The sequence below is a fragment of the Sorangium sp. So ce426 genome (assembly GCF_051475585.1).
GTDB classification, from domain to species: domain Bacteria; phylum Myxococcota_A; class Polyangia; order Polyangiales; family Polyangiaceae; genus Sorangium; species Sorangium cellulosum_B.
In genome coordinates this window covers 5181260-5204336 of record NZ_CP150341.1, presented here as the reverse complement: position 1 = coordinate 5204336, position 23077 = coordinate 5181260, and the positions used below count along the sequence as shown (strand labels likewise).

20 protein-coding genes are annotated in these 23077 nt (G+C 70.3%); 11 read left to right on the top strand and 9 right to left on the bottom strand.

What is annotated here, in order from left to right; translation table 11 throughout:
- Positions 1-41 precede the first annotated feature (41 nt).
- Together WMF44_RS19290 and cysK are read right to left on the bottom strand one after the other, a co-directional pair.
- Positions 42-1034, bottom strand: coding sequence for a serine O-acetyltransferase (locus WMF44_RS19290; protein WP_437300591.1), 993 nt, complete (start codon positions 1032-1034; stop codon positions 42-44).
- A gap of 7 nt (positions 1035-1041) precedes the next feature.
- Positions 1042-2034, bottom strand: a complete 993-nt coding sequence (gene cysK, locus WMF44_RS19285) for a cysteine synthase A (protein WP_437300590.1) — start codon at positions 2032-2034, stop codon at positions 1042-1044.
- 714 nt (positions 2035-2748) lie between these two features.
- Here cysK and WMF44_RS19280 point away from each other — a divergent pair.
- The 6 genes from WMF44_RS19280 (at position 2749) to WMF44_RS19255 (ending at position 9659) form a co-directional block, all read left to right on the top strand.
- Positions 2749-3813: a hypothetical protein gene (locus WMF44_RS19280; RefSeq protein WP_437300589.1), complete on the top strand. Its 1065-nt coding sequence runs from the start codon at positions 2749-2751 to the stop codon at positions 3811-3813.
- A 213-nt stretch (positions 3814-4026) separates the two neighbouring features.
- The gene (locus WMF44_RS19275; protein ID WP_437300588.1) at positions 4027-4962 is read left to right on the top strand and encodes a hypothetical protein; all 936 of its coding nucleotides are present in this window, start codon (positions 4027-4029) and stop codon (positions 4960-4962) included.
- 514 nt (positions 4963-5476) lie between these two features.
- Positions 5477-7603: a DNA ligase D gene (gene ligD / locus WMF44_RS19270; RefSeq protein ID WP_437300587.1), complete on the top strand. Its 2127-nt coding sequence runs from the start codon at positions 5477-5479 to the stop codon at positions 7601-7603.
- A gap of 183 nt (positions 7604-7786) precedes the next feature.
- Positions 7787-8422 carry a hypothetical protein gene (locus WMF44_RS19265; RefSeq protein WP_437300586.1) on the top strand — a complete coding sequence of 212 codons (636 nt, stop codon included), beginning with the start codon at positions 7787-7789 and terminating at the stop codon, positions 8420-8422.
- 12 nt (positions 8423-8434) lie between these two features.
- Entirely contained in the window at positions 8435-9034 is a 600-nt protein-coding gene (locus tag WMF44_RS19260; protein WP_437300585.1) for an RES family NAD+ phosphorylase, read from the top strand.
- A 199-nt stretch (positions 9035-9233) separates the two neighbouring features.
- The gene (locus WMF44_RS19255) at positions 9234-9659 is read left to right on the top strand and encodes a hypothetical protein (RefSeq protein WP_437300584.1); all 426 of its coding nucleotides are present in this window, start codon (positions 9234-9236) and stop codon (positions 9657-9659) included.
- Between the two features lie 52 nt (positions 9660-9711).
- Here the strand turns inward: WMF44_RS19255 and WMF44_RS19250 are convergent, their stop codons facing one another.
- Positions 9712-10320, bottom strand: a complete 609-nt coding sequence (locus tag WMF44_RS19250) for a DUF4360 domain-containing protein (protein WP_437300583.1) — start codon at positions 10318-10320, stop codon at positions 9712-9714.
- A 264-nt stretch (positions 10321-10584) separates the two neighbouring features.
- A complete protein-coding gene (locus tag WMF44_RS19245; protein WP_437300582.1) occupies positions 10585-12447 on the bottom strand; it encodes a M14 family zinc carboxypeptidase in 1863 nt (620 codons plus the stop codon).
- 618 nt (positions 12448-13065) lie between these two features.
- On the opposite strand from WMF44_RS19245, the gene WMF44_RS19240 reads away from it, so the two are divergent.
- A complete protein-coding gene (locus WMF44_RS19240) occupies positions 13066-13770 on the top strand; it encodes a hypothetical protein (RefSeq protein ID WP_437300581.1) in 705 nt (234 codons plus the stop codon).
- Between the two features lie 183 nt (positions 13771-13953).
- Here WMF44_RS19240 and WMF44_RS19235 read toward each other — a convergent pair whose 3' ends face one another.
- Positions 13954-14871, bottom strand: a complete 918-nt coding sequence (locus tag WMF44_RS19235) for a hypothetical protein (RefSeq protein WP_437300580.1) — start codon at positions 14869-14871, stop codon at positions 13954-13956.
- A 782-nt stretch (positions 14872-15653) separates the two neighbouring features.
- On the opposite strand from WMF44_RS19235, the gene WMF44_RS19230 reads away from it, so the two are divergent.
- The 3 genes from WMF44_RS19230 (at position 15654) to WMF44_RS19220 (ending at position 20067) form a co-directional block, all read left to right on the top strand.
- A complete protein-coding gene (locus WMF44_RS19230) occupies positions 15654-16673 on the top strand; it encodes an extensin family protein (protein ID WP_437300579.1) in 1020 nt (339 codons plus the stop codon).
- Between the two features lie 234 nt (positions 16674-16907).
- Complete coding sequence (locus WMF44_RS19225; protein WP_437300578.1) at positions 16908-18476, top strand: hypothetical protein; 1569 nt, start codon at positions 16908-16910, stop codon at positions 18474-18476.
- Positions 18477-18525: 49 nt separating this feature from the next.
- Positions 18526-20067 carry a hypothetical protein gene (locus tag WMF44_RS19220; protein ID WP_437300577.1) on the top strand — a complete coding sequence of 514 codons (1542 nt, stop codon included), beginning with the start codon at positions 18526-18528 and terminating at the stop codon, positions 20065-20067.
- A 40-nt stretch (positions 20068-20107) separates the two neighbouring features.
- Here WMF44_RS19220 and WMF44_RS19215 read toward each other — a convergent pair whose 3' ends face one another.
- Both WMF44_RS19215 and WMF44_RS19210 read right to left on the bottom strand, forming a co-directional pair.
- Positions 20108-20458 (bottom strand): hypothetical protein, encoded by a 351-nt coding sequence (locus WMF44_RS19215; protein WP_437300576.1) that lies wholly within the window; start codon positions 20456-20458, stop codon positions 20108-20110.
- 11 nt (positions 20459-20469) lie between these two features.
- Complete coding sequence (locus tag WMF44_RS19210) at positions 20470-20916, bottom strand: hypothetical protein (RefSeq protein ID WP_437300575.1); 447 nt, start codon at positions 20914-20916, stop codon at positions 20470-20472.
- A gap of 504 nt (positions 20917-21420) precedes the next feature.
- Between WMF44_RS19210 and WMF44_RS19205 the strand changes: the two genes are divergently transcribed.
- Complete coding sequence (locus WMF44_RS19205; protein WP_437300574.1) at positions 21421-21582, top strand: hypothetical protein; 162 nt, start codon at positions 21421-21423, stop codon at positions 21580-21582.
- Between the two features lie 162 nt (positions 21583-21744).
- Here the strand turns inward: WMF44_RS19205 and WMF44_RS19200 are convergent, their stop codons facing one another.
- Complete coding sequence (locus tag WMF44_RS19200) at positions 21745-22188, bottom strand: hypothetical protein (protein ID WP_437300573.1); 444 nt, start codon at positions 22186-22188, stop codon at positions 21745-21747.
- A 219-nt stretch (positions 22189-22407) separates the two neighbouring features.
- Positions 22408-22869, bottom strand: a complete 462-nt coding sequence (locus WMF44_RS19195; RefSeq protein WP_437300572.1) for a hypothetical protein — start codon at positions 22867-22869, stop codon at positions 22408-22410.
- Between the last annotated feature and the right edge of the window lie 208 nt (positions 22870-23077).

Below are 23077 nucleotides of genomic sequence, written 5' to 3'. Positions count from 1 at the left end.
GCGCGCCCCCGCCGCTGCACCATGCAGAGCAGAGCGGCGGTCTAGATGTCGAAGTCGAGGATGCTGTCCAGATCGGAGCCGCTGACGGCGGGCGTGCCATGGGGCGGCGACGCGACGCGCAGCCTCGGGGCCTCGAGCGCGACGCGCTGGCCACCGGCGACGCTCTTCGTGAGGAACACCGAGCCGCCCACCACGCTCCCCTGCCCCAGCACCGTCTTGCCGCCGAGGACCGTGGCGTTCGCGTAGATGGTGACGTTGTCCTCCACGGTGGGGTGGCGCTTCAGGCCGCGCGCGCCCCGCGAGTGCTGCGGCAGGGACAGGGCGCCGAGCGTCACGCCCTGGTAGAGCTTGACGTGCTCGCCGATGTCGGTCGTCTCGCCGATCACCACGCCGGTGGCATGATCGATGAAGAAGCTGTCACCGATGTTGGCGCCCGGGTGGATGTCGGCGCCCGTCCTCGTGTGCGCCCACTCGCTCATGATCCGGGGCATGAGCGGCACGCCGAGGAGGTACAGCTCGTGCGCGACCCGGTGCACCGTCACGGCGAGGAGGCCTGGATAGGCCAGGATGATCTCGTCCATCGAGGCCGCCGCGGGATCGCCGTCGTAGGCCGCCTGCACGTCGAGCAGGAGGCGCCGCCGGACCTCCGGCAGCCGGGCGATGAACAGCCGCGCCACGTCGCGCCCCCGCTGCCGGCACCTCGGGACGTCGAGGCGGCCCGCGTCGACGGTCTCGTCCTGGAAGCACAGACAGCGCTCGATCTGTCGCTCCAGCTTGTCGCGCAGCGTCGAGACCAGGGTGCCCACGTGGTAGAGCAGGTCCTCGTCCGACAGGTCCTGCCGCCCGTGATAGCCCGGGTAGAAGATCTGGAGCAGGAGATCGATGATCTCGGTGATCTCCTGGCGCGACGGGGTGAAGCGCTTGTTGATGTGATGCCCGCGCGCATCCGCCCGGTAGCTCGCGATCAGCGCGTCGACGATGCCGTGCAGGTCGGCGGGCGCCTCGGAGGGGGCAGCATCACACTTCTTGCTCACGTCGACCTCACGAGGCCTTCATGGCCTCGACCTCGGAGAACATTCCTTCGAAGAGGGGCCCAGAGAGGTACCGCTCGCCGGCGTCCGGGAGGATGACCACGATGGTCTTTCCTTCCCACTTGGCATCCTTCGCGAGCCGGCTCGCCGCGACCATGGCCGCGCCGCAGGAGACGCCGCAGAGGATACCCTCCTCGGACGCGAGCCGCCGCGACATGGCGATGGACTCGTCGTTCGAGACCGCCTCGACCTGGTCCACGAAGGAGAGGTCGAGGTTCTTCGGGACGAAGCCGGCGCCGATGCCCTGGATCTTGTGCGGGGACGGGGTGAGCGGCTGGCCGGCGAGCGTCTGCGCGATGACCGGCGAGTGGACCGGCTCCACCGCGACGGAGTGGAGGGCGCGGCCGCGGCCGCGCTCGAAGTAGCGGCTGACGCCGGTGATCGTGCCGCCGGTGCCCACGCCCGAGACGAGGACGTCGACGTTGCCGCCGGTGTCCTCCCAGATCTCGGGGCCGGTGGTGGTCTCGTGGATCGCGGGGTTCGCCGGGTTCTCGAACTGCCGCATCAGCACGTACCGTCCGGGGTCGGAGGCGGCCAGCTCCTCGGCCTTGGCGATGGCGCCGTTCATCCCCTTGGGGCCCGGCGTCAGGAGCAGCTTGGCCCCGAGGGCGATGAGCACCTTGCGCCGCTCCATGCTCATCGTCTCGGGCATGCTGAGCACGCACTCGATGCCCCTCGAGGCGGCGGCGAAGGCCAGCGCGATGCCGGTGTTGCCGCTGGTCGCCTCGACGATCGCCTTGCCAGGGCCGAGCACGCCCCGCTGCTCGGCGTCCCAGACCATGGCCGCGCCGATGCGGCACTTGACCGAGTACGCCGGGTTGCGCCCCTCGATCTTCGCCAGCACCGTCGCGCGCGCGCCGTCGATCACGCGGCGGATGCGCACGAGCGGCGTGCGGCCGATGCTCTGGGTGTTGTCGTCGTAGACGCGGGGGTAGCTGGTCATGGGGGGCCCGTGCAGGTGAGTGGGGAGGAAAGAGGAGATCCAGAGGCGCCCCGCGCTGTCAAGGTTCACGTGCGCCGCGCCCCGGGCGCGCCGCATTTCCAGCGCGCAGCGCGGCGTCGTCCGTCGGCGACGTCCGGCGCGTCAGCTCGCCCGGCGGGCGCGCGCCGCGCTCAGCGCGCCCCCTCGTCGGCGAACCGTTGGACGTGCAACGGTCGACGCGCGCGGGCCGGCGAGACACCCCGGCGCATGGAGGTCAGTCGGACCATGAGCGAGCGGTGCGGTCGTACGGTCGATGGCGCGAAGTCGATTACGCGCTCTGCGCGCAGCGCAGGAGCCAACCAGAATCCCGGAACCACGGGGCTGCGCGCGCAAGCAAGGTGCTTCCCTGGGCGCTTCCCTGGGCGCTTCCCTGGTCAAACAATGAACCACCATGGGACTACGTCGGACCAGGTCCACTTCCTTGACGCATGCGCATGCGAACCTATCATGTAGAATTTTAGCGCTTGCCATGAGTGGCATAGGCCTCGCATCATCGCTGACATGTTCCCCGGTGAGCCCCCTTGCGCGGAGGTCCAACTGCCCCATGACGAGGATGAGCCCACTTTAATTTTCCGTCGTCCGCCGGCGTCGATTGGGGGCATGGCGATGCCGTTCGAATCGCCGGCTCCGGTCATGGCATCTCCGACGCGGCGTTCCACGTCGCGCTTGATCGCCTTGAGCGCGGGTGCCGGCCTGGGCTTCGCGGCGGTGGTGGGCGGGCTCGTCTCGATGCAGCTCGGCGCGGCGGGCTTCGATCTCCGCGCGGGCTCGGCGCTCCAGCCGGCCGCGGCCGCCGCGGCCATCCTGCGGTCGACGAGGGGGGCGGCGCGGGTCGAGGCGAAGGCCGGAGCGGCCGCGCCGCTCCATGCGACGCCAGCGACGGCGGCGCCGGCCCTCGCCCCCGCGGATCGCGCCGACGCGACGCTCGATCGAACGGCGGTCATCCCCATCCCTGACGGGATCATCACCATCCCTGCGTCGTTCGCCTCGGCCGATGGAGCGTACGATCTGGTGATCCATTTCCACGGGGTCAACGACGTCGTGCAGGCGGGCTTCGATCGCGCCCGGGTCAACGCGGTCGTGATGATCATCAATCTGGGCATCAGCTCTGGCGCGTACGAGACCCAGTTCTCGATCCGCTCCTATCTCCCGGCGTTGATGGCGAAGGCGCAGGCGGCGCTCGAGGCCCGTGGGCTGCGCGGCGCCCGGCTCCGGCGCGTCGCGCTCACGGCGTTCAGCGCCGGGTATGGCGCGGTTCGCGGGCTCCTGAACCAGCCGGGGTTCACCGACAAGGTGGACGCCGTGCTCCTCCTGGACGGCATCCATACCGGCTACATGCCGCTCGACCACAGCCTGGACATGGAGCGCCTCAAGCCGTTCAGCCGCTTCGCCGAGCTGGCGGCCGCCGGCAAGAAGATGATGTCGATCACCCATTCGGAGATCACCCCGAACGGCGATTACGCCGGTACTCACGAGAGCACGGACGCGCTCCTCAAGCTCACGGGCGCGCAGCGCTCCCCGGGCGCGGGCGCGGACGAGCAGGCGATCTACGACCTGACCGGAGAGGCGAGCGAGGCGAAGCTCCGGTTCGCGCCCCTGTCCGAGGCGCACAGGGGCGCGTTCCATGTCCGCGGCTATGCGGGCACCCAGAAGCCAGATCACGTGAGGCACCTCACCCGCATGGCGGAGACCGCGCTGCCTGATCTGGTGCGCCACTGGAGCGAGCCGCCCGCGCAATGATGGGTCGCGCGTCGGGGGCGCGCAGCCATCGGCACGGAGAAGCGTATTACGGAGATCGCGGCGTCTTCATTTGAGAATTCGTCGCGGTGCGGCCTTGCGAGGCTAGAGTGCGAGTGCCGGTGAGAAAGCCGGTCAGCGGATCTCGCTGATCTGCGATTGGCTCTGGCTCCTGCGATCGTCCTCTGCTACCGCGCAGCGCGATGGGTCAACGCGATGGGTCAACCGGACCTGTTCGCCAAACGAACGTTCGCCGAAGAGACGGAGCGCCTCACTGGAGGCGCCATCACCTGGCAGGATCCACCGGAGATCCGGCTCGAGAAGGTGCAGTGCGATGGCCTGCTCCTGATCCACCGCCCGGCGCTCCTGGTGGAGCTGGCAGCGCCTTGGCCCGAGGCGCGTGGCCACGAGGAGGTGATGGTCGAGCTGAAGCTCGCCGGGGATCACGTGGACCGGAAGGCGATAGAGCGGGCCCTCTTGCGGCGGCAGGCGAGGCAATTGCAGCGGGTCGAGCAGGGGGAAGAGGCGCCGCCCTGGGTGGGCCACGAGCCGCTCTGGCTGGTCGCTCCTCACGTCCCGGAGTGGCTGCAACGGGTGTACGCGCCCACGCGCTTCGCGCCCGGCTGCTACCGCGTGGAGCCGCTCGGGCGCTGGGTGCTGTGGGTTGCAGCGAACGAGCTCCCCCTGCGTGACGAGCTGATCGCTTTCCTGGTCGCCCGTTCCGGGCGAGCCCTGGACGAGTTCGGCCGGTGGGTAGCTGGACGCCGGCCCATCGAGTGGGTGCTGGCCATGCTAGAGTACCTGGCGATGTCAGCGACGACCCGAGAGGAGCTCCTGTGGAGGTTCGGCAAGGCCGAGGACCCGGAGGTGGAGGCCCGGCGACAGCGCATCCTCGAGGTGCTGCTCGAAGCGAGCCCGCAGGTCCAGGAGCGGCTCATCGAGAAGGGCATCGAGAAGGGCATCGAGAAGGGCATCGGCAAGGGACGTCTGGCCGAGGCCCGCGCTGCCCTGCGACGTGTGCTCGCTCGCCGGCAGCTCGCGCTGAGCCCGTTGGACGACGCTCGCATCGAGGCGTGCGTCGAGCTGGCGACCCTGGAGCGGTGGCACGACCAGGCCATCACCGCGACGAGCGTCTCCGAGGCACTGCAGTAGCTCGGTCCGGCACCGGGCGGACCCCTGTCGCTCGCCCCTCACGGCAGCGCTTGACCCGTTCACGCCGTCCGGAACGACCATCCGACGAACACTGCGGCGGCAACGCGCAGCACCATCGTTGCAGCATCCTTTCTATCGTCGACTTCCTCGAGTCCGTCCTTCCTTGATCTAAACCACCCGCGCGGTCCTGCGCGCCTGTTCATTCCAGGCGCCGTGGCTGGCAGGCGTGGAAACTCGGATGTTGCGCGGGCGCCTGTGCGCCAGGATCCGAGGAGCTCCGCTGCGCAGAGCCGCGGCTGATGCGCCAGGGGGAGGACACGTGCGTGGCAGATCGCCGCATTCTGAGGCGCGCATGTCGAGCTCAGCCGGCCGCGCCATGGTCTGGGAGCTGGAAACCACCGGCAGGCGACGATGCCATTGCGGTATCGGAATTGCTTTTTCCACCAAAAGAGACGGTGGCATGATGATGGCCGGACAAAGACAGGCACAAGGCGCGGCGCGGCGGACTCAAGCGGTGCGACAAGCAACCCTGACCGCCCGTCGCAAACGCGGGGTGACGGCGGCCGACGTGGACAGCCAGCGCTCGCCCGCGGCGACGGGAGAGGCGAACACCACCGCAGCGACCCCGCGCCCGACGCTGACCTACGCGGATGCGCTCGAGGGCGCCCGGAAAGGGCCGTTCCCGGGCGAGATCGAGCCCCAGCTCGCGACGCTCGTCACCGGGCCACCCCCTGACGAGGGGTGGCTCTACGAGGTCAAGCTCGATGGCTATCGCATGCTCGCGAAGCTCCGCGGGGGGCGCGTGACGCTCCTGACCCGCCGCGGTCAGGACTGGACCGAGCGGTTCGCGGGCGTGCGCGACGACCTCGCCCAGCTGCCTGCGCGGGAGGCCGTGCTGGACGGCGAGATCGTCGTCGTGAGGCCGGACGGCGTGACCGACTTCCAGGCGCTCCAGAACGCGCTCAGCGACGGCAATGGCAGGCGCGAGGGGCGCCTGATGTACTTCGTCTTCGATCTGCTCTACCTCGACGGCCGCGATCTCCGCGCGTGCACTCAGGTCACGCGCAAGCGGGCGCTCGAGGCGCTGCTCGCGGAAGCGCCCGAAAAAGGGCACCTGCGCTACACGGAGCATGTCGCGGAGGACGGCTCCGCCGTCGTCCAGCACGCGTGCGAGCTCGGGATCGAGGGCGTCATCGCGAAGCGCCCGGAGGCTCCCTACCGGAGCGGGCGCGGCGACAGCTGGCTCAAGGTGAAGTGCGGCCGGCGCCAGGAGTTCGTGATCGTCGGCTGCACCGAGCCGTCCGGCGCCAGGAAAGGGCTGGGGGCGATCCTCGTCGGCGTGAACAGATCAGGCAAGCTCGCCTACGCCGGCAAGGTGGGCACCGGCTTCACGAGCAAGACGCTGACGACCCTGCGCAGCCGCCTCGACTCGATCGTACGCGCCACGCCCGCCTGTTCAGGGGCGCCGCGCATGCGGGGCGCGCGCTGGGTCGAGCCCAGGCTCGTCGCGGAGGTCCGCTTTTCCGAGTGGACGCGCGACGGACGGCTGCGACACCCCTCCTTCGAAGGGCTCCGCGAGGACCGCACCCCGGAGTCGGTCACCGTCGAGCGCGAACAGCCGCCGCCGCGATCGCCGCCCGGCGAGGCAGCGGGCGCGGCGCCAGGCAGCGGGGCCGGCGCCCCGCCGAGGAGGACAGCGAGCACGACGGGGAGCAAGGCCCCGCGCGGGGGCCGGAGCAGCGGCGGCGCGGGGCGGGTCGAAGTCGCCGGGGTATCGCTGACGAACCCCGACAAGGTGCTTTATCCCTCGCAGGGGATCACGAAGCTCGCGCTGGCCCGGTATTACGAGCAGATCGCCGACCACATGCTGACCCACGCCGAGAAGCGGCTGCTCACGCTGGTCCGCTGCCCCGCAGGCCAGGGCAAGCCATGCTTCTTTCAAAGGCACGAGGCCGAGGGGCTGTCCGAGGCGATCCAGCGGATGGCCGTCGAGGAGGACGGCGGCGAGCGCACCTATCTTTATATCGAGACCACCGAAGGGCTCGTGTCGCTCGTCCAGATGGGGGCGCTCGAGCTGCACCTCTGGGGGAGCCGCGTGGACCGGATCGAGCAGCCCGACAGGATGGTGTTCGACCTCGATCCAGCGCCGGATCTCCCGTGGGAGCGCGTGGCGGACGCGGCGAGGACGGCGCGGCGCCTCCTTTCGTCGCTGGGGCTACAAAGCTTCGTCAAGACGACCGGCGGCAAAGGCCTGCACGTCGTGGCCCCGATAGCGCCACGCAGGGGCTGGGACGAGGTGAAGGCGTTCACGAAGGCCGTGGCCGACGCGCTCGTGCGCTCCGATCCGGCGCGGTACACCGCGACGATGTCGAAGGCGAAGCGCGCCGGCAAGGTCTTCATCGACTACCTGCGGAACGGGCGCGGCGCCACCGCGGTGGCGCCCTACTCGACGCGGGCGCGCCCCGGCGCGGCCGTCGCGACCCCGCTCTCGTGGGACGAGCTCGACGCGCCGCTCGATCCCGCCTCGTTCACCATCGACACCGTGCCGCAGCGGCTCGCCGCGATCCGGGACCCATGGGCAGAGCTCACGAGCGTGCGCCAGTCGATCACCAGCGCGATGCTGAAACAGGTCAAGCTCTGACCTTCTTCCAGACGCCCCCGACAAACTCGGGAGCCGGTGAGCTCACCGAAGAAGAACGACACCAGCGACACCGGGAATGGTTCTCACTGACGTTCCGTTCAGCATGGTCGTAATGACGCAGAAGGGCGGGGTGCGCTTGGTTGACGGCGCTGGGCGCGCGCTGCATCGTCCCCTGGGTCGGCCATGGCGAATAAAGATCGGGACTCCAGCGCCCTTTCGGAAATTGCAGAGCGACTCCACCAGTTCGACGGTGAGCCGCTGCGGGTCGAGTTCCTGACGCGCGGCATCGACGCGCTCACCCAGGTCGCGGAGCGGCTCGATCAGAGCGAGCTTGGCGAGGTGGTCGCGTCGCCCAGCAACGCGGACGCCCTGGTGACAGCGCTCACGCAGCCGAGCGCCGTCGGCCTCTTCTCCGCCGCGGATCCGCTCACGCCGGCCCGCCTCCGCGGTCTGCAGGCGAGGGACGCGCTCCTCGCGGCCGAAGGGGGCACGCTCACCGCCGAGGAGGTCGGCGAGGGGCTCCACCTCCCGCCCCGGGCGATCGAAGCGCAGCGCGCCGCCGGAAGGCTGCTGGCCGTCAGCATCGGCGCTCGTGGCCACCTCTACCCCGCATGGCAGTTCGCGGACGAGGGCCTGCTGCCGGGGATGGAAGAGATCCTGGCCCTGCTCGAAGAGCACCCCCCGCTGGCGAAGGTCCGCTTCTTCCTCTCCGGCAACCTCCGCCTCGACGGCGAGCGGCCGCTCGACTGGCTCCGCCGCGGCGAGCTGGACCCCGTGCGGCTCGCCGCGCGCACCTTCGGTGAGCAAGGCGCGGCCTGAGAGCGCGCCGCGATGACGACGACGCTCGGGGCGCATCCGGACCCGCCCCTCGACCTCGCGACGTCGCCGCTCCCCATCGCGATCTACCGGCGGAGCTGGTTCCGGATCCACTGGCTCGCGCGTGAACCGCTGCACTTCGGTCGCTCGGGCGACAACCGCTTCGACGCGCCGGACGGCGAGTTCGGCGTGCTGTACGCCGGGAAGGACGCGCGCTGCGCCTTCATCGAGGTGTTCGGCCACGCGACCGGCGTGCGCTTCGTGGAGCAGAGCGAGCTCGCCGCGCGGGGGCTCGCGCGCATCGCGCCGCGGCGGCCGCTGCGGCTCGTGAACCTCACGGGAGAGGGGCTGGCGCGCCTCGGGGCCGACGCCCGCCTGACCTCGGGGGAGTCCTATCGGGCCGCCCACCGCTGGGCGCGCGCGATCCACGACCACCCGAGGCGACCCGACGGCATCGCGTACGTCGCGCGCCACGATCCGACCCGCGTCTGCGCCGCCCTCTTCGAGCGCGTCAGCGCCGAGCTCGAGGTGACCCGGCTCGGCTCCCTCGCGGATCCGGCGAACGCGGTGCTCCTCGCCAGGCTCCTTGACACCTACAAATTCGGGCTCGTCTGAGCCTGGACGAGCGGGCGGCGGCGCGGCGGCGCGGCGGCAGACGACGCTCCGCCGAGCGCGATGGCGGCGCAGGGCGCGCGTGCGGGCTCCGCGCGCGCGCGCGCCGGCACAACCGGTGCTTCTCCTCGAAGCAAGCGCGCCGCCGCGGCGCCGCGATGGGCGGAGATCGCGGGACGCACGGCCGAGAGGCGGGGGTCCGATGAAAATCAAGAATCTGCGGCTGGAAACAGGCTATCTCGTGGAGCCCATCCCGCTCCAGAAGGGGATTTCGGTTCATCAGATCCAGATCACCACGGTGGGCGAACAGGGGTCGTCTCGGGTCCGGATCTCGCTCGATCCCAACCGCTGCACGGTGGACAGCTTCGGCGAGGCCAAGGCGTGCACGCGGGTGGCGCCGGTCCAGATCGAGGCGGACGTGGAGCTCCTCGAGGAGTGCGACGAAAAGCAGCTGCTCGCCCTCAAGTTCGAGGGGGGCCGCGGGCCAGCGGTCCGGCTCGCGCTCCTGCCCCTGTGTGGCACGGGCAAGGAGGCCATCGTCGCGCGGCTCCTGATCTTCGGGGAGACCGGGGAGATCCTGGCCATCGTGCCGATGCAAGGGTCGTCGGCCGGCTGCCTGATGGCGTGAGCGAGCCCGGCGCGGCACCGCCACGCCGGGCTCGCCGTGCGCCCTGCCGACCTCAGGGACCGGGACAGGGGCGGTACACGAGGCCGTACGCGATCCGGACCTGGACGTCGGTCGTGTCGTTGGTCAACACCCCGGAGCTCGACGGCGCAAACCGGTTCGTGACATAGAGGCTCGTCTTGATGTTGAGCGGCCGCACGGTGCCGCACTCGGACCAGACCGTGGTCGTGAAGGTGTCCGTGCGGGAGAAGTCGCTCGTGAACGGCCCGATCATGCTCCACGTGAGCGGCCCCGAGGTGAGCGGCGACCCCGAGAAATAATACGATGTCTCGTGGAGCCCCTGGACGCCCCCCTCCAGGTCGGCGAACCCCCGGTACGTGGCGTCGAAGACCGCGACTTGCCACCCCGGATCGAACCGGAGATCCACGGCCAGCTGGCAGAACGCGCGGTTCGAGGCGCGGCCGATGCCCGGGCCGGCGTGCGCCTCGAACTGGTCGAAGATGACGGTCAGCGCCTTCTGATCAGGCGAGATCACCCCCGCGGCGGAGCCGACAGGGCAGCCGCTGCCAGCATAGGTGAAGTTCGCGATCCGCGTATTCTGCGCCAGCGCAGGAAAGGCAAAGAAAAACGCCGAACAAAAGCCGAACGCCCATCGCAGGAACATCGTCCCCCCCTTTCGCCGTCAGGCGACATCACGTCGCCGTGCGTCGTCGTAGGCGCGCGCATCACCGCTGTCGCACGCCGGCCGACATGTCGTGACGAGCATGCGATCGCGGCGCGCTCCGCGCAACCCGAGCGGGGCCCCCTCGCCCGTCGCGGCGCCGCAGACTGGCCGGAATCCATCGAATGATGTGAGGCCTGTGGGGCTCACGGACATTCGGCCAGAGCCGGAGCGCAGGCGAAGCAGACGAAACGAAGGAGAGGCCTGTCACGGGGGCGCGGCGACGCGGAATACCGGGACGAGATTCACGCGCTCGTCCCAGGACGGATGGCGCTTGTAGAAGAAATCGAGGCGGGCCTTCGCGTCGTTCGCAAACGCAGGATCGCGCAGGCGCGCATTGAACTCGTTGCGCAGCGCAGGATCCGCGGCGAGCATGCTGCGCGCCTCCTCCTCGGCCACGTAGGCTTCCATGTATTCCTTGCGCTCGAAGGAGGCGTTGAAGAAGCCCCAGGCGACGAGGGAGTCGGGCGCGAGCGGCTCGAGGAGGTGCAGGACGAGGGGCGCCCGCGGCTGCGCGATGGGAACGAACAGCGAGCCGGCCGGAAGATCCTGCCGCTCCGGCCGGAAGGCGCCCTGGAGCTTCACGCGCGTCCGACCCTCGAAGGGCCGCTCGAACGTCACCGCGTCGGCCCGGAACGCCTCGACGGGAAAGCCGGGGCGAGCCTGGGGGAGGATCTGGTAACGCACGCCGTGCAGGCGCAGCTTGTCGGCCACCCAGGCCGCGTGCGCCGCCGGGATGACGTAGCCGGCCTCGGGCGCGGTGACCGTCAGGTCCGGCTGGATGCGGTCGAACAGCGGCACGCGCCAGATCTCCGGGCGGGACTCGTCGTAACGGGTCCACGTGCCGCCCGAGATCTCCGAGGCGCGCTTCTCGTAAGCGAAGCCGCGGAACGGGAAGATGCGCGAGACCGGCCCCGCGCGGTGCGTGAGGGCGAAGGGGGCGCCGGCGAGGCGCGCGCTCGCGGCGTCCGCGCGCTCGGCCGCGGCGCGGAGGGCGCCCGCGCCGGAACCGGAGGAGACGCGCTCGAAGAGCGCCGCGAGGAGGTCGTGGACCGCGCGCACGCGCTCGGCGTGGGTGGCCCAGCTGTGCGTCTCGACGAGCACGCCGATGCGGTTGCGGGCAGCGCTGTAGGACTGCGAGAAGCGCGGCGGCCCCGGCTCGGTGGAGATCCCCGACGAGGGATCGTCGTCCTCGCGGAATGCCGGGTAGAACGGGAGCGGCAGGTGACCGAGCGCCGAGAGGCGCGCCTGGAGCTCCCCCGAGAGGGCGCGCGCCACGGCGTCGAGCCCGCCGGGGTGAGGCACCGAGGGCTCCACGACCACCGCGATGTCGTGCTGGAACTTCGCGCCGTCGGTCGTGTGCAGGTCGACCTGGACCACCGGATCCCAGGCGTCGAGGAGCGCCAGCATGGCCCGCATCTCGGGCGCCTCGGCCTTCATGGTATCGCGGTTCAGGTTGAGGTTCTGCGCGGTGGCGCGGAAGCCCATCTCCTCGGGGCCGCGCTGGTTGGGCCGCTGGTTTCGACGGAACCGCTCGTGGCCGTCGACGTTGAACACCGGCACGAACACCGCCGTGGCCGCCGCGAGGGCGCCCGGCGCCATCGCGCCCTCGAGCAGCTCGCGGAGCGCCCAGAAGCCGCCGTCCTTGCCGTCGATCTCGCCGGCGTGGATGCCGCCCTGGAACAGGATCACCGGGCGCCGCCTCGCCCGCGCCGCCGCGGGGTCGAGCGTGCCGTCGTCGGAGGCGGCGATCGCGAGCATGGGCCTGCCCTCGGGCGTCGTACCGAAACGGACGCAGCGGGCGCGGCCCGGATAGGCCCGCTCGAAGTCGCGGCATAGCCGCTCGACCTCGGCATAACGACCCGTGCGCCGGAAGCCGGTCCGCTCGGCCTCGGTGACGAGCGAGGGCGCCTCGGGGCGCGCGGACGGCGCTGGCCCGCCGCCGGCCGGCGCGCCGCGCGCCGGGGCCTGGCGGGGCGCGAGCAGCGCGGCCAGCGCGATCCCGAGGGCGATGTGGCGGCGGCCGAGGGAAGCGAGGCGGCCGGGGGCCGCGATGCAGGAGCGAGACATCGGGGGAGTCGAGCAAATTCCGTGTCGAACGGCAATGGCGCGATCCCTGGCCAGAAGCAGGCCAAGCGCGATGCCGGCCAGTCAAGCCGGACGCTGATCACCCGCGTTCGCGCGAATATCGAAAATCATGGTGGAGCACCGGTTCGCGAAGAGCCTGGCTGGCCGTCATCGTGCCGACGTCGTGCCCAGCGAGCCTCGAGCGCGGGCTAAGGGGGCCTCGCCGCTGATTTGACAACCAGCGCGTGGGGGAGGCCACCGGCGTGAACGCGGCCCCTTGGATGCATGGAAACCATTGTTGATACAGCGTCATTTCCCAGGAGGAAGGCGTATCGCGCCAGAAAAACTCCCGTCGCCTGAGGTGAGCCTGGCGATTCGCCCTTGGTCTCCTCGAATCGTTTCGCCTCTCCTTTCCCCGGGGCGGCGCGGGCTGGTCGAGCTTGGCGCTGGTATCAGTTCTGCATGAGCACTCGGTGGGAGCCAACAGCACACTCGAACCAAGAAATTCGATATTCGTTTGATCGTTTGCCATGTGTCACGTCCGGTCATTGACGTTGCCGTCACCGGTGGCGCGTCGCTGGCGCTCGGACTCGTGTCGGATCACCACACCAGGAGTACCCCATGATCTGGAAGTCTTCACGCTCGCTCTTCACAACAGCTACCATCGGCGCAGCAGCCGTCATCGGCGCGGCGACGGCTCCGCTCGTTCTGGCCACGCCGGCCATGGCCGGCGACGCCGGCGCCCTGACCCGGAGCGTATCCACGCCTCTTGTCGTCTTCCGGGGAAGTGTTCCCTCGCAGGAGGAGGGCAGCGTTCCCTCCGATGACGCGGGCGAGGATCTCGCCGATGACATCGATGTCGAGGAGGTGCAGGGTGATGCCGTGCCGACGCAGGAGGAGGCGCTGGTCGAGGCACCCAGCTCCCGATTCAGCGTGCGATCGGCCGCCGGAACCGCTGCCGTCCAGACGTTCAGCTACACCATCGGAGGCGCCACCATCAACGTGCCTACCGGGTGCGCCCTCACCCACGTGATCAAGGGCTCCGGGCGAAAGATCACGGACCAGATCGCTGGCGTGGATTGTGTCGGTCCCGCTGCCCTCCTGAGCCGGTTCTGCAACGCCCGGATCGAATTCCACTACGCCGATACGTCCGGCAAGACGTACAGGATCACGCGCGGGCCCCTGCACACCACGTGCAAGGTCGGCACTGTGCCGACCTTCAATATCAAGAAGGACCGCACGCTCCCGAAGTTCGGCAAGGCGTGTGCGCAGCTCTTCGTCAACGGCAAGCGCCGCGCCGTCCAGTGCCATTTCATCACCAGGTAGCCCCATGAGGATGGACATGGTTCGGCCACGGTCGGCCGGCCGATGACAGCCCTTGGTGAGGACGCGAGCGCCTGGCGGGCAGAGGGGCACAAGCGCATCATTCCTGATCGCTGGCGTGCCGGACGGCCGCGCAGGGGTCGGAGGTTCTCCGAAGGCGTCCGCCGCGGAGGTGGGCGGCGATGGTTAGCCGGTGAACGGCGGGCCGTTCAGTGCGGCGCCGGGCCCCGATGGCGCCGCCGTACCCGTGGGCGCCGCCGTACCGGTCGGTGCCGACGCCGTCGGGGCAGCGGGGGCCTCGTCTGCCGGCGCGGCGGCGGCATCGCTGGACGACGCCGCGCGGCCCGTGCGGCCCTTGTAGAGGGACGGGGCGATCGCATCGGCGTCCCCCTCGTCCCAGCGCAGGTACGTGACGGCGCGGCGGGTCTGGTCGTAGGCGTGGACGAGCAGCGAGAACGCCCGCGCCCTCCTGTCCGCGGCCTCGGTCGGCCCGGGACCTTTGCCGTGCTCCCTCACGCCGAGGGCCGCGAGGATCTGCGGCCCGATCTCCCCGGCGCGCTTCACTTCTTCCTCGGTCGCCGCCGTCCTGCCGGTGACCTCCGACCAGCTCGCAGTGAAGAGCGCCGAGAGGGCGACGAGGTCATTCGCCGTATCGATATACCCCTGTCCGGCCCGGATCTCCGCCACCGTGTCTGCGTCGAGCAGGCCGCGGCGGGCCAGCGCCTCGGCGTCGCTCAGCAGGTTCTCGCGCAGCGGGGCCGCCTCCGCGAGCAGCGGCTTCAGCGCGTTCTCGGCGCCTCCGCTCGACAGCCACGCGATGTGCGCGTACCAGGCCGCGAGCGCGTAAGTCTCGAGCCGGTCGAGCGACGCGAGCTCGTGTGTCGGCAGGCGCTCCGCGATGGCGGAGCGCAGCGCGAGGAGGCCGGGCAATACGCCCAGCACCTGGGAGACCACACGGGGAATATCGAGGTTGATGGCGATGAGCCGATCGGGGCTGAGCGCCTCGATCTCGGGCAGGGTCTCGTCGAACGCCGCCGCCGCCTGGGGCGGGGCCGCGGGCTTCTTGGGAGCGGGCTTCTTCTTGAGCGGAGAAGGCTTCGTCATGAGGGGATGACCTCTCGTTGTTCGTCGTCGCGGAGCAGCGGAGAACAGGTACGGTGCGCTCCTCACCCCCGCGCGCTGGACGTGTCGAGAACGTCTGGCGCACACCGGACATTCCGGGCAGGAATAATCACCCCCCCACCAAGTCGTCAATCGACCTCACGGCTGATTTCTGATGGCGTGCCGCCGAACGTCGTAATCTTGCGCCATGGCGCTCGGGCCCGCGCGGGGCTGGATAGCGACGTCGCCCTGCCAGAAGGGAGCCCGGTCCTTGCGGAGCGCGAGCCAGTGGCTCGGGTGCTGCTCGCTCCGTGACAGGCGCGCTGGATGTGGCGATGGTTGGATGGCACGTGCTGTGCCATGAACCAGAGAGCACCGTTACGGGCCACCGTCTCCCGTGCCACGAAGGCTGCGGGGAGCCTCTCCCCGACCGTGTCCGGTGCCACGAAGGCTACGGGGAGCTTCCCCTGGCCCGTGTCCGGTGCCAGGAAGGCTACGGGGAGCTTCCCCCGGCGCGTGTCCGGTGCCACGAAGGCTGCGGGGAGCCTCCCCCGGCGCGTGTCCGGTGCCACGAAGGCTGCGGGGAGCCTCCCCCCGGCGCGTGTCCGGTGCCACGAAGGCTGCGGGGAGCCTCCCCCGGACCGTGTCCGGTGCCACGAAGGCTGCGGGGAGCCTCCCCCCGGCGCGTGTCCGGTGCCACGAAGGCTGCGGGGAGCCTCCCCCGGCGCGTGTCCGGTGCCACGAAGGCTGCCAGGCTGCCCGGTTTCTCCTAAGCTCCGCCAGAGATGAGCGCGCTCCCTTCCCGCCGTGCGCTGACCCTGGGCGCGGCCCTGATCGGCGCTGCGGCGCTCCTCACGCCGCTCGGCATCGCCTCACTACGCCACGCTTCGGAGGAGCCGGTCGATGCCCCCGCAGCGGCGGCGCCCGCGCCCCCCGGTGCAGCGACGGCGCTCGCGGATGGCGGGGACGGCCCTCTGGAGGGCGACGCCGACGCGCCTGCGCCTGCGGACGGCGCGGCCGCCCTCCTGGACGGCGGCTGGGACGCGGGCGGCGCGCGGTTCGAGCTGCCCGCGTGGTCCGCCTCGTCGCGCGCGGCCACCTACGGGGCGCTCTCGGCCGACGCGTGCGACAGGGAGATGAAGCGCCGCGGGATCCCGCACGCCCCGGCGCGCGGCGCCTCGCTGGTCGACCGGCCGGTCAGGATCACCGGCGCGCTGCACGGGGTCACGTTCCGCGGCGACGGCGTGGCGAAGCCCAGGTCGGCCTCCCCGTTCGACATCGCCGATTGCCGGCTGGTCCTCGCGCTCGACGATCTCGCCGCCTTCCTGACGACGCGCGGGATCGTCGAGGTTGTGCACTTCAGCATGCACCGGCCCGGTCCAGCCGGCGCCGTGGCGCCGCCGAAGGCGCCCGCGAAGCCGCCGGCAGGCAAGAAGACCCTGAAGGCCGCCGTCAAAGCGGCGAAACCGGGCGAGCGCGCCGCGAAGAAGCCGGCGGCGGCGCCCAGGCGCCCCAACCAGCACGCCCTCGGTCTCGCCATCGACGTCGCTGCCTTCGTGAAGGCCGACGGGACCCGACTCGACGTGAAGGCCGACTGGCTCGGCGCCATCGGCGCGCCGCCGTGCGGCCCCGGATCGGAGCCGAAGGCGCCCAGCCCCCACGCGCTCGAGCTGCGGGAGATCCTCTGTTCCATCTCCACGAGCGGGCTGTTCAACGTCGTTCTCACGCCCAACGCGAACGAGGCGCACGCGGACCACTTCCATTTCGATATCAAGCGAGACGCGCGCTACTTTCTGGTGGAGTGAGCGCGCGTCACGGCGCGGTGTCGCTCCGCTGCACTGGACGGATCGAGCGCCCGCCGGAAGCGAAGAGCCCGCACATGCCGCTGACCCGCGGGTCGCATTGCGTTATCGAGAGACATTTTCCACGGACAAATGCATCCTTGATGCCGTTCCTGCGTGTTGACGCCGAGCGGCTGGCGCAACTACCGTGCACGCGGAATGCGGAACGAGCGCAACGCGACCAGGCGAGTATCCGTTGTGGCTGTTGTGCTCTGCGCGTGGAGCGCGAGCACGTCGACCGCGTGCCGTTATTCCGATGCTTGCTGGGAAGGGCTGGACTGCGCCCCCGATCCGGAGCCCTCGCCCGGACCGTGCGAGGGAGAGCCCGGCAAGGCGCAGGCGCTCGACGCGTGCGGGGTCTTCGCCAGCGAGCACGGCGACGACGACCACGCCGGCACGAAGGACGCGCCGGTGAAGACGCTCCAGCGCGCGGTCGAGCTGGCCACGACCGGACGAGGCGGCGGCGAGGCGCCGACCCGGCGCGTGTACGCCTGCGGCGAGGTGTTCGAGGAGGCGATCTCCCTGCCCTCGGGCGTCGATCTCTGGGGCGGCCGACGCTGCGACGGAGGCGACTGGTCGTTCGGCGGGCCCGCTCAGCGGACGACCATCGCGCCGCCCGGGGGAGTCCCGCTGCGCGTCATCGAGGGAGAGGACGCGACGTCGACGATCTCCGGCGTGCGCGTCGTGGCGGCGGACGCCTCGGCGATCGACGGCAGGTCGTCGATCGCGGTGATCCTGAGCTACGGCGCCAGGGTGAAGCTGGTGTCGAGCGTGGTCATCGCGGGCAACGGCAAGGACGGGGAGCCCGGCGAGGACGCGCCGAGCGCCCGCGCGCAGAGCGGGCAGTTCGGGAACGACGGGGCGGATGCCTGCACGGCGGACGCCGCGATGGGCGCCCTCCCGGTCGTGACCGCGTGCGGCGAGGGCATCGAGTCGACGAGCGGGTACGGGGGCGACGGCGGGATCGAGCAGGGCGGCGACGGCGCTCTGGGACAGCCCGAGCCCGCACCGAACCCCGAGGGCAAGGGCCTCGGAGGAGCCGGCGCCGGCAGCACGGCGTGCAGCGACGGGAAAGCTGGCGCGCCCGGCGAGGACCGTGGCCGCGCCGGCGGCGCGGCCGGAATTGGCTATCTCAACGACGACGGGTGGATCGGTGTCCGCGGTGACGACGGGGAGCGGGGCGGCGTCGGCCAGGCCGGAGGCGGCGGGGGTGGAAGCAAGTCGCGCGACGGCGTGAGTCTCCCCGTGTGCCCGGCCTCCCGACCCCAGACCGGGGCGGCCGGCGGCTCGGGGGGCGGCGGCGGCTGCGGTGGCCTTGGCGGCAAGGGCGGCGGCTACGGCGGCGCGAGCATCGGCATCGTGGCGCTGGAGGGCACGGAGCTCACGATCGAGGCCACCGAGGTGGTCACGGGCCGCGGCGGGAACGGGGGGACCGGCGGAACGGGCCAACCGGGCGGCTTCGGCAAGCACGGTGGGTACGGTGGCAAGGGGTTCGTGCCCGGGATGTTGGACGCCTGCCATGGCGGCTACGGCGGCAACGGCGGCCGCGGGGGCGACGCCGGCGGCGGGCTCGGCGGCCCGTCCATCGGCGTCGCCTACGTGGTCCCCAACCTGGCCCTCCGGCCCGGCGCCGTCATCAAGTTCGGACCGGCTGGCGAGGGCGGCCTCGCGGGGAACGCCGGCACGCTCGATGTGGCTGGCAAAGGCGGTTCCGCTCCTTCGGCGGAGACCCAGGCGTTCAGCGGGCCGAACGAGCTGCCCCGTTAGCGCCTTGGATAGCGTGCGTCCCCAGGGACGCTTCCGGTGAGGCATGCCCATGCGCGTGAAGTCCGTGTTCCTTCCGTTCGTCGTCCTGTCGCTCGCCATGGCCGGTTGCGGGAACTCTCCGGAGGTGAACGAGCCGGGCGGCGCACCGCCGTGCGACGCTCCGTCCGCCTGTCCGGGCGATGCCGTCCCGGAGTCGACGTGCCTGGAGGAGCTCGCCGCGGATCGCGCCATGGACGGCTGCGGGGTGTTCGTCAACAGCGAGATCCTCGACGGCAACGACGCGAACCCCGGCACGAAGGACCGGCCGGTTCGCTCGGTCCAGCGGGCGATCGAGCTCGCTCGCACCGGGCGCGGTCGCGTGTTCATGCCCACCGATACCTTCGTGGGGGCGATCAGGCTTCCTTCCGGCGTGGACATCCATGCCGGCTTCGACTTCCTCGAATGGCGGCGCCGGAGCAGCGACAGCCGCGGCCGCATCAATTCCGAGGTGGATGAGCGGATCGCGGTGATCGTCGAGCCGGCGCGCCCCGGCGACACGGGGGCCGCGGACGGGGTCTCGACGCTCGATCACGTGTGGGTCCTGAGCGGGGCCCCCATCGGGGTGCTCGTTCAGTCCAACACCGCGGTGGAGATCGTCCGCAGCGAGATCAGGGCGCTCAACGGCGGCAGGGCGGGCCACGACGGGGAGGCATGGCCGAGCCGAGCAGCGGCCGGCCCCGATGGCCTGCTCGGTGAGAACGCGTGCTCCGCCGCCAGGATCCCCGGAGGCGCGGCGGTGACGAACCCGTGTGACGACGGAACGTCGAGCACCGGCGGCAAAGGCGGTGATGGGCTGCCCGCGCGGGCCGAAGACGGAGACACCGGCGAACCGGTGCCGGCGGCCGACCCGACCTCAGGCCTCGGCGGCCACGCGGAGCGCGAGGGGAGCGCCTGCGAGCACGGCCGGTCCGGGCGCCCCGGGACCCCGGGAGCGGCGGGAGCGGCCGGCCAGGGCATCGGGCGCCTCACCGAGACGGGATGGGAGGGCGACAAGGGGACGGACGGCGGTTGGGGAACGCCGGGCCAGGGCGGAGGCGGGGGCGGCGGCCGGCGCGGCGGGCTCGCCGTGTGCACGGCGGCGGACAAGGGAGGGGCCGGCGGCGGCTCCGGAGGCGCTGGCGGCTGTGGCGGCCGGGGGGGTCGAGCCGGCGAGAACGGCTCGCCGTCGATCGGCATCGCCGCGCTGCACGCCAGGGTGACGGTCCGGGACAGCGTCATCAAGGCGCCCGCCGGCGGGGCGGGAGGCGACGGAGGGCCGCCCCAGCAAGGCGGCCAAGCCGGACGAGGCGGGTACGGCGGCGACGGCTACGACGGCGCGCGGGCGTGCAGCGCTGGCCGCGGCGGCGACGGCGGCGACGGCGGCTACGGCGGCCCCGGGCGCGGCGGCGACGTGATCGGGATCGCCTACCTCGACGAGGACCAGCTCACGCTGGAGGGGGTCACCTTCGAGCTGGGCCTGCCGGGCCCAGGCGGCACCAGCTGGAGCCACGACGGCACCATGACGACAGGAGAGGATGGCGTCGCCGTGGAGACGCTGCGCTTTCCTGAGTAGGCCGTGTCGCGAGCGAGCTCTTACGCTGGCGGGCGCCTCGTCACTTCTGCGTATCAGGAGCAGATTCGGTGCCGCGACGATCGAAGATCTTCAAAATAGACTCGATCATCGTCCGCAGCTCTTGTGGAGGCTGGCGCGTAGTCGTCCACTCCAGCACCAAGCCGACCAACCTTCGCACGAAGTCACAGTCAGCCTGCCGCACGACTAGCGTCGTCGTCACCTCTCTGGATAGAATCGCATCGAAGGCGTCTCCCATCGCGCACAGAGTCCCCAGCCATTCATTCGTCGGGAGCTCGGACACCGACGCACCGACGTCGAGCGACTCCACGATCGCAGAGAGACAGTTAAGCCCCTCGGAGAGCGCCTGCGCCACTTGCCGCTCACGCGTCATTTCCCCGTCCTCTACTTGTCAAACTGATATCGACAAAGCCAAGTTCCAATTGGATTGATGATGGTGCAGTTGTCTCCATTTGAATACTGATAAGAGCATGTCCACGTGGGTTTGCCACCTTTGCACCAGTACAGATCGCCAACCCCGCTGCTCGGGCTGTACGGATGCGAAGCGTGATGAACGCAGTAGGCACCGATCGCCTCGCACTGGTCTACGCACGTATTGCTGCCGGGGGATGCGCAATTCACCTGGGCTGCTGCCTCAACGGCTTCACTGCACTCGGAACGCTCCAGCTCGTCTTGCGGATCCGGTGGCGCATCTCCGAAGCCTCCGGCCCCACCCGGGGTGATGACGCCTGCGCCGACGCCCTCACCACGATCATCCCGAAGGTAGCACTCACCCATGTCGTAGTTGCACGCAGCAACGAAGCCACAGATCAGAATTACACTGGCCTTCATGTCGCCTCCAGTCGCAAAACTGGTCCGACGGTTGAGCTGACCGCCATATCGTCAGGGAGCATCTGCCCGCATGGAGACGACGCTATCATAGGGAGCCTCTGCATGGTGCAATGCCCACCTTAACACTATTGCTGGAGGTTGCCCCAGATCAGCCGGCAGACCACCATGACGCCAAGGCCGCCAAGAGGAGATAGTAAGGGCCGTCCCGGCATTTCGCCTCCTATTCCCCTGGTTCCTTGGCGTCATGGCGGTTTGCCTCGCAGCTCGACTTCCCGCAGTAGAGTTAAGCTCACGCCCCGCGGCTCGCCGCAGGTTCGCTGACGAGCCGCACCACTCGAGACTCTTCTCAGTCGAGCGTGGCGTCAATGGGCAACCAGGCGTACAAATTCTGTCCGTGCGCCAGTTGGGGCGGCCGGCCGAGGCATCGGGCGCCTGACCGAGACGGGATGGGAGGGCGACAAGGGGACGGACGGCGGCTACGGCTGCCCCGGGCGCGGCGGCGACGTGATCGGGATCGCCTACCTCGACGAGGACCAGCTCACGCTGGAGGGGGTCACCTTCGAGCTGGGCCTGCCGGGCCAAGGCGGCACGAGCTGGAGCCATGACGGCACCATGACGACAGGAGAGGATGGCGTCGCCGTGGAGACGCTGCGCTTCCGGGAGTAGGCCGTGTCGCGGGCCAGCTCGTTCGACGGATCGGGCGGTCTTCTCCATCGCGCCAGAGCTCGCCCCCGGCGCCGTCCTCCGCGCCCACGCCGCCCTGGCCCGACCGCAATCGGCCGGCGCCTCAGCGCGACCGAAGAGCGGTTCTGCATCGATCTCGATGAGCTACGGACTCGCCGGCTCATCGACCCTCTCGCCGAGCCTGCGCTTTATCCAAGCTGGAGCACCTCGACCCCCGTCTGCTTCACGCACGAAGTCGTGCGCAAAGACGATTACGGACTTGGTTGGTCGAAACGCGGCAGGATCGGAGCGTGGTCCAGCATCTGGCCCGGCATACCATCCGATCTCTCCACTGGGGAGCTTTCGTCCGATGATGAGGCCGTCAGCGTCGGTCGGCCAATCGTCGGGTCTATGGATGCCGATCGTTCCATCCGCCTCTTGAACGATCACAGCCTCGGGTAGGCTGTCCAGACGACCGTGATAGCTCCTGATCTCTTCGGCGATGATCTCTTGGAGGGTCGGCTCGACGTTGGAAGCTGGAGGCTCCGGCTCGGGGGTCTCAGGAACGCTGGACGGCGCGGCCTCTGGCTCCGCCGTGTCAATGGCCATGCACACATCCAATTTTTGCCTGGTCGAGGCCAGGGCGCTTCGTTCGGCCTCGCACTCATCGTCGGCAGGCGTCGTGCCCGGAGACGTGGGTGACCCCCTAGCATCCGCTGCGACACCTGGCGCATCGTGGGGTACGGCGCGTCCGAGGAAGACGCCAAGGATGCCAGCCCCGGCAATGATGACGAACCCGAAGGCGCGAGAACTTGTCATGGCGCATTCTCACTGCGGCGGCTTCGACGGTTGTTCGATCTTTCCGCCGAACATGAACTGCACGCCAGGGCTCGCAGGCTTTCCGTCGATTGTGATCGTCCCATCCGGTTCACGCTTCCAGACGCGTCGCGGAGGGATCGGAGGATCCCAGGGCCGGAATGCGTCGGGATCTGTGCGTGGTCCGGCGTCTGGCCCTGCATAAACTCCGAGCCGTCCGCTGGGCAACTTGCGCGCGACGATGTACCCATCGCCGTCATCCGGCCATTCGTCAGGTTTGTAGACACCGGTTCTCCCATCATGGTGCTGGACGACCACGGCCTCGGAATAGCTGTCCAAGAGCCGGCGATTCCGACGGATCTCTTCGACCTTCGACATGCGCTGGTCGAAGGGCTGGGATTCCGGAGGATCGACCTCGGATGGATTGGCAACGCCAGATGGCTCGGCCTCGGGAACCCGCGAACGAAGGGCCATGCAGAGTTCCAGTTGTGCCCTGGTCGAGGCGAGAACGGCGCGTTCCTCTCTGCAGCCACGGCCGGGAGATGCCGCCGTCGAACTCGGGGACGATGCGCTCGGAAATGCTTGTGCGCCTGGCGCGTCGCGCGGCGAGGCGCGTCCAATGAAGGCGCCAGCGATACCGGCAACAAGCGCGAACACAAGGCAGCTGCGACTTGTCATTGCA